This window comes from Sporosarcina sp. Y352 (genome assembly GCF_056786535.1).
Window position 1 is genome coordinate 115,793 of sequence record NZ_JBXCJE010000003.1, and the last position, 15,289, is coordinate 131,081.

Here is a 15,289-nt window from a genome sequence, read left to right on the forward strand (position 1 = left end):
TTATATTTCAATGACATTGGCCTCTACGTAGTTATGATATCGTACGCCTAATAATGATAAATTTATTTTACTTTTTCTAAAAATAACTATATTGACTAAGAATTAGACGTGCTATAATTAGTATTGTTTTCACATGAGAGGCGTGATGTTAGGGTTGGAAAATAAGCTGAAGCTATATGGCTTTAACAACCTCACCAAGACACTTAGCTTCAACATCTATGATGTTTGCTATGCGAAAAGTGAGCGGGAGCAAAGTGAATATATCGAGTATATTGATGAACAATATAATTCTGAGAGATTAACGGCAATTCTCCATGAAGTGACCGAAATTATTGGTGCTCAAGTTTTGAATGTTAGTAAGCAGGATTATGATCCCCAGGGTGCGAGCGTAACAATTCTTATCTCTGAAGGTTCCTTTCCTGGACCACTGATTGACGGCCCTTACAGTCAAGAGGAACTGTCAATTCTTAAAACCCGTAATACAGTTGTAGGTCATTTGGACAAAAGTCATGTGACTGTGCATACATATCCTGAATATCACCCAGATAACTCGATTGCTACTTTCCGGGTAGATATCGATGTCTCGACGTGTGGTAAAATTTCACCTTTGAATGCACTGGATTATCTGATTGGCAGTTTTGATTCGGATATTATAACTACTGATTACCGCGTGCGTGGGTTTACTCGTAGCATTGAAGGGAAGAAAGTATATATAGATCATGCTATGGAATCCATCCGGGATTATATTGACAGTGAAACCTTGCTGAAATACGATTGGAAAGATATTAATGTCCATCAATCAAATATTTTCCACACGAAACTATTGATAAAAGACATAAACTTACAAAATTATTTGTTTAATACGAATGTCTCTGAGCTTCCTATTAGTGAAAGACTCGAGATTACAACGATGTTACGTAGAGAAATGACAGAGATTTTTAACGGTTCTAATATAGATGAATAAGGGGTGATAACGTGACAAATCATTTGCAACATAGAGCCCCCATCATGGAGGCCCTCAATCAATATAAATCTATGCGTGTCGTCCCTTTCGATGTCCCTGGTCATAAACGCGGAAGAGGTAATCCTGAATTAGCTGCATTCTTAGGTGAGCAATGCCTGACCATGGATGTCAATTCCATGAAGCCGCTTGATAATCTATGTCATCCGGTTTCAGTCATCAAAGAGGCTGAAGAATTAGCCGCTCAAGCCTTTAATGCAAAGAATGCCTTTTTCATGGTGAATGGGACAACATCTGCTGTACAGGCAATGATCATGACGGCATGCAAAGCTGGAGATAAGATCATTATGCCTCGCAACGTTCATCGTAGCGCCATTAATGCACTCATTTTAAGCGGTGCTGTACCCATTTATGTAAATCCCGGCGTCCACAGTGAACTCGGTATTCCCCTAGGGATGTCCGTAAAAGATGTGGAACAAGCTATTTTAGAGAATACAGATGCTAAAGCCATCCTTATCAATAACCCTACTTATTATGGGATTTGTTCTAACTTGAAGGCACTAACCGATCTAGCCCATAAGCATGGCATGCTCGTCCTTGTAGATGAAGCACATGGCACGCATTTCTACTTCGGTAATAACCTCCCTGCTTCTGCAATGTCAGTTGGTGCTGATATGGCATCCGTTAGTATGCACAAATCTGGAGGTTCATTGACACAAAGTTCATTTTTATTGATTAATAATGACGTAAGTGAAGGTTATACACGACAAATTATTAATTTGACGCAAACAACAAGCGGTTCTTACTTATTGCTATCCTCTTTAGATATCTCAAGACGAAGTTTAGCTCTTAATGGGATAGAGATTTTTAAAAAAGTAGCAGAAATGGCGCAATACACCAGGGATGAAATCAACAAAATTGATGGCTATTACGCCTATTCAAGAGAGCTTATTAATGGAGATACAATTTACGACTTTGACGTAACGAAACTCTCGGTAGATACGCGTGAAATCGGATTGGCTGGAATTGAAGTATATGATATTCTGCGAGATGAGTATGATATTCAAATCGAGTTTGGCGATATCGGTAATATTTTGGCCTATATTTCTGTTGGCGATAGGCATTTGGATTTGGAACGTTTAGTAGCTGCCTTAGCAGAGATCAAACGTCGCTACTCTAAAGATAAAAACAGGATTTACATTCATGAATATATCAGTCCGTTGGTGGTTTTAACCCCGCAAGAGGCCTTTTATGCACCAAAGCAAAAGTTACCTATCTCAGAAAGCGCGGGTTATATTTCCAGCGAATTCGTGATGTGCTACCCACCTGGCATCCCTATTCTTGCTCCAGGTGAACGAATTACAAAAGAGATTTTAGATTTCATTGATTACTCAAAAGTAAAAGGTTGTTTCCTAACCGGTACTGAGGACAGCAATATTGAAAATATTAATGTATTGAAGGAGTTGGTGGAATGAATTTATGGTACACAGAAAATCATTCGCCCAATGTCCGTTTTTCCTTGAAAGTGGAAGAGCACCTCTACACCGGAAAAAGTGATTTTCAAAAAATCGATATTTTACAAACGGCAGAGTTCGGAAGAGTTCTAACACTGGATGGACTGGTCATGTTGACAGAAAAGGATGAATTCATTTATCACGAAATGATTACACATGTTGCACTTGCGACTAATCCAGCTATCAAAAAAGTGCTAGTTATCGGAGCTGGTGATGGTGGAACAATCCGCGAGTTAACTGCCTATCCAACGATTGAGGAAATCGATATGGTGGAAATTGATAAATTGGTTGTAGATGTATGCAAGGAATACTTGCCACAGACGGCCTCAAAACTGGATGACCCTAGAGTCAAATTACACTTTGAAGACGGGTTAAAATTTGTTCGCAGGATAGAAAATGAATATGATTTAATTATCGTGGATTCAACAGACCCATTTGGTCCAGGCGAAGGATTATTCACTAAAGAATTTTACGGCAACTGTTACAAAGCTCTAACTGATGATGGAATTCTTGTAAATCAGCACGAAAGTCCATTTTACGCTGAAGACGCACTCGGGATGAGGAAAGCACATCAAAAAATTGTAGGGTTCTTCCCTGTTTGTAAAGTGTATCAATTTCATATGCCCACTTATCCATCCGGACATTGGTTATTTGGATTCGCGTCCAAAAAGTTTGACCCTATTCAAGATTTGGATGTAGCGGCATGGAACGAACTTGGCTTGAAAACGAAGTATTACAATACGGGCATACATGTCGGTTCATTCGCTCTTCCAAACTATGTAAAGGAGCAATTAAAAGATGTTGAATAGAAATATTGAAACGTTTATTGGCTGTGACAATGAGTATGACGAATCAAAAATCGTCATTTTCGGCGCCCCCTTCGACTCAACGACTTCTTTCCGCCCAGGTACTCGCTTTGCTAGTAAAGCCATGCGCGGCGAATCGTTTGGTATTGAGACGTATAGCCCCTATCAGGATAGAGATTTGGAAGATATCACTGTATTTGACGGTGGTGATTTAGAATTAAGTTTCGGAAATACTTCTAGAGCGCTAGGACAAATTGAGGATTTCACAACTCAAATTTTGAATGACAGCAAGATCCCATGTATGATTGGCGGAGAACATCTAGTGACACTCGGTGCTGTAAGAGCTGTTGCTAAAAAATATCCCGACTTACATGTAATTCAGTTTGATGCACATGCAGATTTACGTGAGGATTATCTCGAAGAGACTCTTTCTCATGCTACTGTCATTCACAGGGTATGGGACTTGCTTGGAGATGATAAAATCTTCCAATTCGGTATCCGCTCTGGCGACCGTAGCGAATTCCAATGGGGGCAAGACCACGTCTTTACTAACAAGTTCAACTTTAACGGTTTAGAAGAAGTTGTTGATAAGCTTAAAGGAAAACCCATTTATTTAACCATTGATTTGGATGTCTTGGATCCTTCTGTTTTTCCCGGAACAGGTACACCTGAAGCCGGTGGTGTCAGCTTTATGGATTTACTGAATGCCATATTAACAGCGAGCGGTCTTAATATTGTCGCATGTGACGTAAATGAGCTATCCCCTATTTACGATCAAAGCGGCGTTTCCACAGCTGTCGCATGCAAAGTGTTAAGAGAATTGTTATTAGCAATTAATACGGACTAAAAAGAATTCTTTACCTTAATTCTTATATGTAAATTAATTTCATAATTTCTTATTATAATCAAAAAACTTAACATTAACTAAATTTCGTTATCGATTACTCACTTGTATGGATGAGCTCCGTTGATTGTAACGGAAAGCGTCTGCCTGGAGTGTAAATCAACCTTGTTCAGATTTTAATACAATATCCTCTATATAATGAAATTGATTCAGATAACTAAAAATAATAAAATGGCGGTGTATATTAATGGGAAAAGCTTTAATTATTGGTGCTGGTGGAGTTGCAGGGGTCGTTGCTCATAAATGTTGTCAGGTTCCAGACGTCTTCGAAGAAATCTGTATCGCAAGCCGTACAGTTTCTAAATGTGACGCATTGAAAGATAAACTAGACGGCGGTCGTACTAAAATTCAAACAGCGCAAGTAGATGCGGACAATGTAGAAGAATTGGTTGAACTTATCAATCGTTTCCAACCAGATATCGTCATTAACGTTGCATTGCCTTACCAGGACTTAACGATTATGGATGCATGCCTTGCTACTGGCGTTGACTATGTCGATACAGCAAATTATGAACCACTTGACGAAGCCAAGTTTGAATACAGCTGGCAATGGGCGTACAGAGAACGTTTTGAAAAGGCGGGTATCACTGCCCTACTTGGTAGTGGTTTTGACCCTGGTGTTACAGGTGTCTTCTCTGCACATGCGTTAAAGCATCATTTCGATGAAATTCATACAATTGACATTGTAGATGCAAACGCTGGTGATCATGGATATCCATTCGCCACAAACTTTAATCCAGAAATTAACATCCGTGAAATCACAGCAAATGGTAGCTACTTTGAGAATGGTGAGTTTATTGAAACTGAACCTTTGTCAATTAAACGCGTTTATGATCTTCCTGAAATTGGTCCAAAAGATGTTTACTTGTTACATCATGAGGAATTGGAATCTCTTGCACTCAATATTACTGGTATCAAAAAGATTCGTTTCTGGATGACGTTCTCAGAGAATTATTTGAACCATTTAAAAGTACTTGAAAACGTCGGCATGACTTCTATCGAACCTATTATTTTCGAAGGTAAGGAAATTGTTCCATTACAATTCTTAAAAGCAATCTTACCGGATCCTTCTTCCCTAGGTCCTAGAACAATAGGCAAAACGAATATCGGCTGTATCTTCACAGGTATCAAAGATGGCGAAGAGAAAACATATTATGTCTATAATGTCTGTGACCATCAAGAATGTTATGCAGAAGTCGGTTCACAAGCGATTTCTTATACAACGGGAGTACCTGCAATGATCGGTGCTATGCTTGTTATGACTGGTAAATGGAAGAATCCTGGCGTACACAATATCGAAGAGTTCAATCCTGATCCATTCATGGAAGCACTCAACAAATACGGTTTGCCATGGCAGGAAAGCTTCAATCCTGAACTGATTGACTGAGGGGGACTAACATTGAACATTGACTTGAACACACTCCCCTCCCCCAGCTATGTAGTAGACGAAGGTTTGCTCATTAAAAACTTGGAGAAATTGAAATCAGTTATCGATCGGACCGGGTGTAAGATTCTACTCGCTCAAAAAGGGTTTTCGATGTTCTCCGTGTATCCGTTGATAGGAGAATACTTGAATGGCGTAACGTCTAGTTCCGTCCATGAAGCAAGATTAGGCTATGAAGAAATGGGTAAAGAGGTACATACCTACGCACCCGCTTTTTCTGAATCGGAGTTTGAGGAAATTCTTACTTACTCAGATCATATCGTCTTTAATTCATTCCAACAATATAATCAGTTCAAGGGCAAAGTACAGAATCATTCGAAGCAAATCGAAATCGGGCTGCGCATTAACCCCGAGTACTCTGAAATCGAAGTCGATATGTACAACCCATGTTTTTCACATTCAAGATTTGGTATAACGCTTGAAAACTTTGAGGAAGACCAGCTTGAAGGCATCGATGGATTACACTTCCATACAATGTGCGAACAAAACTCTGATACGCTTGAACGAACGTTACAAGTAGTAGATGAAAAGTTTGGAAAGTATATTCAAAATATGAAGTGGATCAACTTCGGAGGCGGTCATCATATCACAAGACCGGATTATGATATTGAAACACTCATTCGTTCAATCCTGTTTATGAAGGAGAAATATGGCGTCCAGGTGTATTTGGAGCCCGGTGAAGCTGTAGCACTAAATACAGGTTATTTGGTTGCTACTGTTTTAGACACCCTTCACAACGGAATGCCGATTGCCATTTTAGATACTTCAGCAGCTTGCCATATGCCTGATGTACTTGAAATGCCTTATCGCCCTGAAATCATTGGCGCAGGACTTCCGAACGAAAAAGCTTACACCTATCGATTTGGTGGGCCAACTTGCCTTGCAGGTGACGTCATTGGTGATTACTCTTTTGATGAGCCTTTAAAGCCTGGCGACAAACTGGTCTTTTGTGATATGGGTCATTACTCGATGGTGAAAAACAATACATTCAATGGAGTTAACTTACCTTCCATTATTTTAAATACGGTTAACGATGGTATTAAAGTGATTAAACAATTTGGATATGATGATTTTAGAAATCGTTTGTCATAATTAATGAACGGCATCTAAAAAGTCAGCAACTCGTTCGGGTATATGAGGTGACCCCTAAAAGTTAGAGTTTATTATTAAGCAGCTAATTGGCTGGTTTGAAGACGGTATTGAACCGGACTCATGCCAGCCAATTTTTGCTTGATACGTTTTGTATTGTAATAATTGATATAAGACTCGATATCTCGTTTTAATTCCTTATATGTGCGAAGAGCTGCTCCATAATACATCTCCTGCTTCAAAAGACCAAAGAAGTTCTCCATTGGTGAATTATCAAGACAGTTTCCTTTACGGGACATGCTTTGGAATACATGGTGACCTTTAAGTGTCTTCACCCATTTACTGTGCTGGTAATGCCAGCCTTGATCAGAGTGTATAGTGGTCCGATATTTTGAATTTTTTACGATTTGAAGAGCATCTTCTAACGGTTTCATTACAAAGTCCAGTGTTGGATGCATATGAATACCGTATGAAAGAACCTCTCCGTTATACATGTCCATAATAGGACTAAGATAAAGTTTCAAGCCATCTGAACACTTGAATTCTGTAATGTCTGTTGTCAGCTTTTGATAAGCCGTATTTGTGTAGAAACGGCGATGAATAAGGTTCTTCGCAACAGCACCTACGGTGCCTTGATAGGAACTATAGCGACGAGATTTCCGAGTGAATTTCTCTACTTTGAGTCCGAGCTTCCTCATGATACGCTGAACTTTCTTGTGGTTCACTGTAATACCTTTGTTTTTCAACGCCAGCTGAATTCGACGGTAACCATAGTTTTCATCATTCTCTTCAAAAATAGTTTGAATTTTTTCTTCCAGCTCCTGATTAGGGTTCTCCGTCTTCATTCCTTTCAGATGATAATGATAAGAAGATTCGGGGATGCCTACGACCTGAAGGACGTCCTTTAGTCGGAAGTTTTCTTTGAGTTCGAATGATAACGCTGTTTGTGCTTTTCGAGATAACCCTCCGGATCCATCTGAAAAGCTTTCAACTTTTTTAAATACGCTACTTCCAAACGGAGTAGTTCATTTTCACGTTCTAGTTTCTGTTCACGCGTCATCTCATCCTGTTGTACAGGATGCTTACTATTCTTGAAGCTCTTCGCTTTGTCCGACATGGCTGGCCGTCCTTTCGGGTTGTCCAGGGCTTCAACACCGCCTCCAAGAAACTTTTTATTCCAAGAAGAGATCATTGGTGGGTTCGTTAACCCAAAATGAAGAGCTGTTTCAGTTTGAGAAGCGCCTGTCCTTTTCATAAAGCTTAGTACATCCAGCTTGAATTGAACAGAATAAACTTCCTTGTTTTTCTTTCTAGAAAGTCCCACTGCACCGTATTTCTTGTATATATTAACCCAATATCTAAGTTGCGAATGTGATTTTATATCGTATTTACGCACAAGCAACGTTAAACCAAGTGGACCATCTAGATACTCTCTCACTACCATCAACTTAAACTCATCGCTATATTTAGCCATAATAAAACACCCCAAAAGTTAGATTTTGACTCTAACTTTTGGGGTGCACAACAATATCCGCCGAGTTGCTGGCTTTTTTATATTATAAAAGTAGAGCTGAAAAAATTATTTTTCCTTGTTCAGTATTTTATGAAATGGTTTGACCCGCATAGTATCAGTCGAAGAAAAAATTAGACGATAGCGTTTCGAACGTTAGCAAACACTTGGTTACGTATGCTCTTGGTTTAATTTATGCTAAATGTTAACTAAACGAGGTACTAGGATTCCATGTTTTTAGAAATTCAATCGTACTGCTACGCCCCTTCTTAATAAGTTCCTCTTTTGCATTTTCATCCATATCAAACTGAGTTGCGCTATAACCATCAACTGGAATGAATAGTATATTCTTTTCATGTTTTCTGGATATATATTTTTCATCATGAGCATTTTTCATTGTAGAAAACAGTGCTTCGAACAAATCCAAGGCATTGTCAATTTTATGGCCCGGCATTTCTTCTTGGTTGTGACTTAACTTTATGCCCAGAACAGGACGTTCTTTTTTACCATTTGTGTCATCGTATAGCCACATCGGAAAGTTGCTTAAGACCCCACCGTCAACGACGATTGTTTCTCTTGATCCTACTTCTAATTTTACTGGTTCGAAGAAGAATGGGATTCCGCAACTCATTCGTAAAGCGCGCGCAATTGGAAAAGTATCAGCTGAAAGTCCATACTTCTCTAAATCGTCAGGAATAACAAGCATCCTGCCGTTCGTTAAATCGGAAGCAAGGAGCCTCAAAGATCCCACGGGTAAATCCGAAAATGTATACACCCCTTTTTCCGCTAATTTTTCCAAAAACCAATTTTCTAGCGCGTTGCCCTGATATAAGCCAAGGCGCCAATAAAGGAAAAACCATTTCATTATAGGCATAGGAATGATTGTTTTACGCGGATCCAAGAGTGATTGGAAGTCTTGATTTTCCAACATTTCTTCAATTTCCTTCCCTGAAAAACCTGCCGCTATAAAACAGGCTATAATTGCACCGGCACTCGTTCCGGCGACTCTTTTAAACTGATAGCCTTTTTCTTCAAGTACTTGATACGCTCCAACTAACGCAAAGCCTTTCAAACCCCCTCCAGAAAAAACCCCATCTATTACCATACATAATCTCCCCCATTTTAGTACCGTATTACACTTTAGGAGGAACCAGAGGAAATTAGAACGAAATTTTAGATGTAAAGAAGATATTAGGGATAAGTAAAGAACAATCGCCAGCCTCCATTTTACAAAACATCGAAACCTTTTTAGTTAAAATTGTTCATTTTCACGTAAAAAAAAAGAGACAAATGTCTCCTCCTTTTACGTTATCAACTCGTAACAAGTACAGATTTTTCTTTTCCGACGATCACTTGGATTTCTGAACCGTCGAGTGTTTCTTTCTGCATCAATGCCTCAACTAATTCATTAAATTCTGTTGCGTGTTCGGCAATGAGGCTTTCCGTTTTGCGAAGCGCATCCTCAAAAAGAAGTTGCATTTTTGCTTCTTTTTCAACTTTATTAAAGGTTAACGTGAAACCGTCTTGTAGTAATCCTGTATCTACCATTTGCTCAATAATTTCTTTCGCTTGTTGGACATCTCCGCCTACACCGATACTGTGCTCACCAAGATATACCCGTTCAGCAACGCCACCCGCTAGAATCATGCTGACTTGGTCCAGTAGTTCACTATACGTAGACAAGTGAAGCTCTTTCTGAATCGGCGCGACATATCCAAGAGCTTGTCCTCGCGGTATAATTGTCGCTTTTCGTATAGAACCAGGTTTTGTTAGTTCTGCTATTAATGCATGCCCTGACTCATGAATGGCTACTCTTCTTTTTGTTTTTGGATCATTCATAGATCGAGAGGCACTGCCTAGAATGGTGCGGTCAATCGCAAAATCAAGGTCTGTCTTATCAATTTGTTCTCGCCCATCACGGATTGCTTTTCTACTGGCTGTTTTGAAAAGCGAACTTAGCTCAGCACCGGAAAATCCTGATGTACTTTCAGCTAGAACGTCCAATGAAGCAAAGACTTCATCTGTTAAGAGCTTACCTCTCGTATGAATATCAATAATTTCTCTTCTACCCGTCATATCAGGCAAAGGTACTTGGAAAGAATAATCAATACGACCTGGACGAAGAAATGCTTCATCCAACATGTCTTTTCTATTCGTTGCCGCTATAAACAGCACACCATCATTATTATTTCCACCATCTAACTGCACAAGTAATTCCGTTAATGTTTTTTCGGATTCTTCGCCGCCATGCGTTTTCCGTTTACCGGCAAGCGCATCGACTTCATCTATAAAAATGACTGCTGGCTTTTGCTTTCTTGCATTCTCAAATAGTGAGCGTATGCGTGATGCACCAACTCCAACAAATAATTCCGTAAAAGCCGAACCACTGGATGAATAAAATGTCGCACCAATTTCTTTTGCAATTGCTTGTGCAAGCAACGTTTTTCCGGTTCCAGGAGGTCCATATAACAGAATTCCTTTAGGTGGTTCAATACCTACTTGTGAAGATCGTTTTGGATCTTTCACAATGGATAATGTCTGTAAAATCTCTTCCTTCATTTCTTCTGAAAGTCCACCAATATCTTGCATTGTAATATCGGGTAGTGGAGTAGCTTTAGCCGCGCTATTTTTCATGGAAGACGCACCGACACCAATCTTCCCTTTTTTATGAAGAATGAATATAGTAATTAAAAATGATATGAACAAAGCCCACAAAATCAAACTGCCAAAGGAATTTGGAGTGGAATATTTATATGAAATAGGATATTTTTCTACAAGTTGTTCGACTAATTGACTTTGAGGACGAACTTGGGCGATGTATTGCTTGTCATCTGTCTTTACGTACAAAGTACCATCAGACGATTCTTTAAGGGAGACGGAATTGTCTTTTTCGGCTTGGATAATCTTTTCAAGTTCTGAAAATGTGATTTCAATTCCTTTATCTGCATCAAAGACATACCACCCCACACTTGCTGCTGTTCCCACGACTAAGAGGACAAGGACGACAATCTTTGTTGCAAATTTCGAAATAAGTTTCAAGCCCTACAACTCCTTCTCTAATATAAGTCTATTATAAGCCCTAACTTGCTTATACAAAAGGTTAAATAATGAATATTTTTGTACAAAGGGTGAACAAAGACCAAGTCGGTTAGATAATTCAGTCAATTAAAAAATGGCAGTTCCTCAATATTAATGGAGTAGATATGGACATAGCCGCCCGGCATGAAATTTAGGTGATTTCAAATTCTATTACCTTTATGTGAGTCATAAGATATCACATATCCTTTATGAAATTCCTAATAAGCTGTGTAGTTTCTTTTCAAGCATTCTGATGCAGATTATATTCTCTAGCACCCAAAAGTATGTAATACACACCCAAAATGTATTGATTGATTGAAAAGAGACATACTACTGTGAAGTTTGATTATGTAACTTGATACTAGAGAAACACGTCTGTTATTGGAGGTAAATAGTTGACTCGTTCAAATATCAGAAGATAAAGAAACGAAAAAAATGGCCATGGATAACCGGTATAGTTGTTCTTATTATTGGCGGATTTGCGTTAAGTGTCTTTTTAGACTTGACATCAACACTTAAAGATATGCATAAACCAATTGACCGAGAGGTATCTGAAAAACGTGAAGAAGTTGTTGTTTTAGATGAACAGGATCCATTTTCGGTTCTCGTTTTAGGTGTAGATGAACGAGAAGGCGATAAAGGACGTTCAGATACGATAATTGTGCTCGCAGTGAATCCCAAATTGAAGACAACTAAAATAATTAGTATACCACGTGATACGTATACGGAAATTGTCGGTCATGGAACTTCAGATAAGCTTAATCATGCCTATGCGTTTGGCGGTATTCAGATGTCGATGGACTCGGTTGAAAATTTGTTGGATATTCCGATTGACTATGTAACAGAAGTTAATATGGAAGGTTTCCAAACCATTGTGGATGCCGTTGGTGGAGTTCAAGTGTCTAACCCATTTGACTTCACACAAGACTCATTTCATTATGCAGCTGGTGAAATCACGTTAAGCGGTGAAGAGGCTTTATCATATGTACGGATGCGAAAAGATGATCCTAATGGTGATTTCGGGCGTCAAGATCGTCAGAAACAAGTAATTGAAGGTATATTACGTGAAGGGACCTCTATGACAAGCCTGTTGAATTACAGAACTGTTTTCAACTCATTGGGGAAAAATATTAAGACGAATATGACATTCGATGAAATGGTTGACGTCCAGAAGAATTATCGAGATGCCGCAGCCAAAGTAGAACAGCTGCACTTTGAAAAAGGTGGAGGTCAGCGAAGGAATGGTGGAATTTGGTATTACATGATGGATGACATAGAATTGCAAGAAGTGTCAAGCATCCTAAAACAACATTTGGAATTGAAATAAGCCACGGAGATCACTCCGTGGCTTTTCCTAATTCCCTAAAATAAGGGTTCAATTAGGCCCTTACTTGCCCGTTTCCGTAAATGACGAATTTTGTTGTCGTCAGCGCCTTTAATCCCATCGGTCCTCTAGCGTGCAATTTCTGTGTACTAATACCGATTTCTGCGCCATAACCGAATTCAAAACCATCCGTAAATCGGGTAGATGCATTATGATAAACCGCAGCAGCATCCACATAATTCAAGAATTTTGTAGCGTTTTGTTCGTCATTAGTAATAATCGCTTCGGAATGCTTTGTTCCATATTGAGTGATATGAGATATGGCTTCTTCAAGCCCCCTTACCAACTTTACATTGATCATTAAATCCAAGTATTCTGTTGACCAATTTTGTTCGGATGCCAGCTGAACATTTTCACAATCTCTGACAACTGTTTCATCTCCATGTATTTCCACATTACTAATCTGAAGTTTATTAATTAACTCTTTTCCATATCTTTCAAACCATTTTTCATGCACTAAAATCGTTTCAATTGCATTACAAACAGATGGACGTTGAACTTTTGCATTTATCACAATTTCTTCGGCCATTATTTGGTCCGCTGTTTCATCAATATATATATGACAATTTCCTGCTCCTGTTTGAATGACAGGGACCGTCGCCTCTCGAATAACTGTCTCTATTAACTTCTTGCCACCCCTTGGAATAAGCACATCCAAGTATTCGTTTAGCCTGAAAAGTTCTTTTGCAGTTTCCCTGCTTGTATCTTCAATCAGCTGAATAGATTCTTTCGGGACTTTGCTGTGTTCAAGTGCTGTGTGTATTGATTTTATAAGTACTTTATTCGAATGTTTAGCGGAAGAACTTCCACGAAGAATGACAGCATTACCAGTTTTAAGTGACAGAGTCGCAGCATCAATCGTAACATTTGGCCTAGCTTCATAAATCATGCCAATAACACCGATTGGCACTCTTTTCACTTTAATATGCAATCCGTTATCCTTCTCTATGGTCTCCACCGTTTCTCCGATTGGATCTTTTAAGTCGATTAGCAAACGAATAGCATTGGACATGCTTTGAATCCTATCGTTGGTGAGTAGTATACGATCCAAAACCGCTTCACTTAGCCCATTTTCTTTCCCTTCATTCAAATCCTTCTTATTCTCAACCAAAATCATTTCTTGATCCACCAGTAGTTGTTCGGCAATCAATCCCAGTGCGTGGTTTCTTTCTTCAGTTGTAATGTTCACTAGTGAATAGCTTGTTTCTTTCGCAATTTGACCTTTTCTTCTTACTTCTCCCATGTTACACACTCCTCATTTCTAAACTTTAACCCAACGATTACGATGAATCACTTCCACCGATACAGGGAATGATTCATTCGCGCTATCCTTTTGTCTACTTTCAATTCTGTTTAACAACTCATCGGAAGAATAACTTACTTCTCCTTTCCCCAACATGCCATTCAAACCAAAGACTTCAACTACATCCCCTTTTCCAAAAGTTCCATTCACTTTAAAAATACCTGCCGGCAATAAACTTTTCCCATTATTCAATATGGCTTCTTCAGCACCTTGATCTACATAGAGCTTACCTGTCGATTCAGAATGTAGGATTATCCATTGCTTCCTTGTATTGATTTTTGTGTAACCAGCATTGGAGACATAAGTTCCATCCCCATCACCCTGCAAAATTTCCAGTAATTTGTCCGAACCTTCACCTGTTCCAATAAAGACAGAAACACCTAGCGAAGTAGCTGTTTTAGCAGCCATTAGTTTAGACTTCATACCCCCTGTACCGACTTTCGACCCTGTGTCTTCAGCAATTTCCAGGTGAGCATCCGAAATTTCATTCACAAAATCCAAGCGCTTAGCTGACGAATTTGTACGAGGATTCGAGTCATAAAGACCATTTATGTCCGTTAATATAATCAACTGATCCGCATGGAGAAGACCACTGACCAAAGCAGATAGCATATCATTATCGCCAAACGTCAATTCTTCTACAGAGACAGTATCGTTTTCATTGATAATCGGTAAAATTCCTCGCTCTATTAACTCTGTCAAGGTCGCAAGCGCATTTTTGTAGCTTTCACGATTAGAAAAATCAGTTCGTGTCAATAAAATTTGAGCTGGAATAATGTTATGTACACTGAATTTTTCTATATAAGATTGCATTAATAAGCCTTGCCCCACTGCTGCGGCGGCCTGTTTCCCTTTAGTGGTTAAAGGTCTTGATGGATAACCTAACCCCGCGAACCCAGCCGCTATCGCACCCGAAGAAACGACAAGTACTTCATGTCCTGCTTGATGAAGTTGAGCTAGTGCCTGAATATGATCTATAAATTTCAATTGATCAATTTCACCTTTGTGATTTGTTAACGAACTGCTGCCTATTTTTACGACTATCCGTTGTTTTTTCATCAAATCTCTCACCTTTCTCCCTTTTCGAATAACAAAAAAGCCCTTTTGTCCTGTTATTAAGGACGAAAGGGCTTAGTTTCCGCGGTACCACCATAATTGGATGTGTGTGAACACATCCCGCTTATCCTCATAACGCCGAAGTTTGCGCCTATGTTTTGGCATAGGACTACGAAGGCAGGTTCAGCGGTTTGTTGTGGAGGGATCTTCCAGCTGATAAATCCCACTCTCTATCACAAC

The 15,289-nt window shown here is 39.2% G+C and carries 12 protein-coding genes and 1 pseudogene; 7 read left to right on the top strand and 6 right to left on the bottom strand.

Translation table 11 applies throughout. From position 1 onward, the window contains the following. The first annotated feature begins 145 nt into the window (after nucleotides 1-145). The 6 genes from speD (at nucleotide 146) to nspC (ending at nucleotide 6,721) form a co-directional block, all read left to right on the top strand. The gene (speD, locus tag AC1TO6_RS06075) at nucleotides 146-964 is read left to right on the top strand and encodes an adenosylmethionine decarboxylase (protein ID WP_482100719.1); all 819 of its coding nucleotides are present in this window, start codon (nucleotides 146-148) and stop codon (nucleotides 962-964) included. A gap of 44 nt (nucleotides 965-1,008) precedes the next feature. Next, nucleotides 1,009-2,436, top strand: coding sequence for an aminotransferase class I/II-fold pyridoxal phosphate-dependent enzyme (locus AC1TO6_RS06080; protein WP_482101006.1), 1,428 nt, complete (start codon nucleotides 1,009-1,011; stop codon nucleotides 2,434-2,436). Continuing rightward, nucleotides 2,433-3,284, top strand: a complete 852-nt coding sequence (gene speE, locus AC1TO6_RS06085; protein WP_482100720.1) for a polyamine aminopropyltransferase — start codon at nucleotides 2,433-2,435, stop codon at nucleotides 3,282-3,284. Before AC1TO6_RS06080 ends, speE begins: the two co-directional genes overlap by 4 nt. Then, on the top strand, nucleotides 3,274-4,128 hold the full coding sequence (gene speB, locus AC1TO6_RS06090) for an agmatinase (protein ID WP_482100721.1): 855 nt from the start codon (nucleotides 3,274-3,276) through the stop codon (nucleotides 4,126-4,128). Before speE ends, speB begins: the two co-directional genes overlap by 11 nt. A gap of 244 nt (nucleotides 4,129-4,372) precedes the next feature. Next, a complete protein-coding gene (locus tag AC1TO6_RS06095) occupies nucleotides 4,373-5,572 on the top strand; it encodes a saccharopine dehydrogenase family protein (protein ID WP_482100722.1) in 1,200 nt (399 codons plus the stop codon). A 12-nt stretch (nucleotides 5,573-5,584) separates the two neighbouring features. After that, the gene (gene nspC / locus AC1TO6_RS06100; RefSeq protein ID WP_482100723.1) at nucleotides 5,585-6,721 is read left to right on the top strand and encodes a carboxynorspermidine decarboxylase; all 1,137 of its coding nucleotides are present in this window, start codon (nucleotides 5,585-5,587) and stop codon (nucleotides 6,719-6,721) included. A gap of 74 nt (nucleotides 6,722-6,795) precedes the next feature. Here the strand turns inward: nspC and AC1TO6_RS06105 are convergent. The 4 genes and pseudogenes from AC1TO6_RS06105 to AC1TO6_RS06120 form a co-directional block, all read right to left on the bottom strand. Beyond that, a pseudogene (locus AC1TO6_RS06105) lies at nucleotides 6,796-7,659 on the bottom strand (IS3 family transposase); the annotation flags it as partial. Further along, nucleotides 7,623-8,192: a transposase gene (locus AC1TO6_RS06110; RefSeq protein ID WP_482100724.1), complete on the bottom strand. Its 570-nt coding sequence runs from the start codon at nucleotides 8,190-8,192 to the stop codon at nucleotides 7,623-7,625. The gene AC1TO6_RS06110 and the pseudogene AC1TO6_RS06105, both read right to left, overlap by 37 nt. 241 nt (nucleotides 8,193-8,433) lie before the next feature. Then, a complete protein-coding gene (locus tag AC1TO6_RS06115) occupies nucleotides 8,434-9,333 on the bottom strand; it encodes a patatin-like phospholipase family protein (protein ID WP_482100725.1) in 900 nt (299 codons plus the stop codon). 206 nt (nucleotides 9,334-9,539) lie between these two features. Then, nucleotides 9,540-11,267 carry an AAA family ATPase gene (locus tag AC1TO6_RS06120; RefSeq protein ID WP_482100726.1) on the bottom strand — a complete coding sequence of 576 codons (1,728 nt, stop codon included), beginning with the start codon at nucleotides 11,265-11,267 and terminating at the stop codon, nucleotides 9,540-9,542. Between the two features lie 541 nt (nucleotides 11,268-11,808). On the opposite strand from AC1TO6_RS06120, the gene AC1TO6_RS06125 reads away from it, so the two are divergent. After that, nucleotides 11,809-12,633, top strand: coding sequence for an LCP family glycopolymer transferase (locus AC1TO6_RS06125; RefSeq protein WP_482100727.1), 825 nt, complete (start codon nucleotides 11,809-11,811; stop codon nucleotides 12,631-12,633). Nucleotides 12,634-12,685: 52 nt separating this feature from the next. Here AC1TO6_RS06125 and AC1TO6_RS06130 read toward each other — a convergent pair whose 3' ends face one another. Further along, entirely contained in the window at nucleotides 12,686-13,933 is a 1,248-nt protein-coding gene (locus tag AC1TO6_RS06130; protein WP_482100728.1) for a glutamate-5-semialdehyde dehydrogenase, read from the bottom strand. An 18-nt stretch (nucleotides 13,934-13,951) separates the two neighbouring features. Further along, nucleotides 13,952-15,052, bottom strand: a complete 1,101-nt coding sequence (gene proB / locus AC1TO6_RS06135) for a glutamate 5-kinase (RefSeq protein WP_482100729.1) — start codon at nucleotides 15,050-15,052, stop codon at nucleotides 13,952-13,954. Between the last annotated feature and the right edge of the window lie 237 nt (nucleotides 15,053-15,289).

Bases quoted from the DNA above. Each gene is read 5' to 3' on its own strand.
- AC1TO6_RS06130 (WP_482100728.1), bottom strand. From the start codon at position 13,933: ATGGGAGAAGTAAGAAGAAAAGGTCAAATTGCGAAAGAAACAAGCTAT.
- AC1TO6_RS06110 (WP_482100724.1), bottom strand. From the start codon at position 8,192: ATGGCTAAATATAGCGATGAGTTTAAGTTGATGGTAGTGAGAGAGTAT.
- speD (WP_482100719.1), top strand. From the start codon at position 146: ATGTTAGGGTTGGAAAATAAGCTGAAGCTATATGGCTTTAACAACCTC.
- AC1TO6_RS06115 (WP_482100725.1), bottom strand. From the start codon at position 9,333: ATGGTAATAGATGGGGTTTTTTCTGGAGGGGGTTTGAAAGGCTTTGCG.
- speE (WP_482100720.1), top strand. From the start codon at position 2,433: ATGAATTTATGGTACACAGAAAATCATTCGCCCAATGTCCGTTTTTCC.
- speB (WP_482100721.1), top strand. From the start codon at position 3,274: ATGTTGAATAGAAATATTGAAACGTTTATTGGCTGTGACAATGAGTAT.
- AC1TO6_RS06080 (WP_482101006.1), top strand. From the start codon at position 1,009: ATGGAGGCCCTCAATCAATATAAATCTATGCGTGTCGTCCCTTTCGAT.
- AC1TO6_RS06095 (WP_482100722.1), top strand. From the start codon at position 4,373: ATGGGAAAAGCTTTAATTATTGGTGCTGGTGGAGTTGCAGGGGTCGTT.
- proB (WP_482100729.1), bottom strand. From the start codon at position 15,052: ATGAAAAAACAACGGATAGTCGTAAAAATAGGCAGCAGTTCGTTAACA.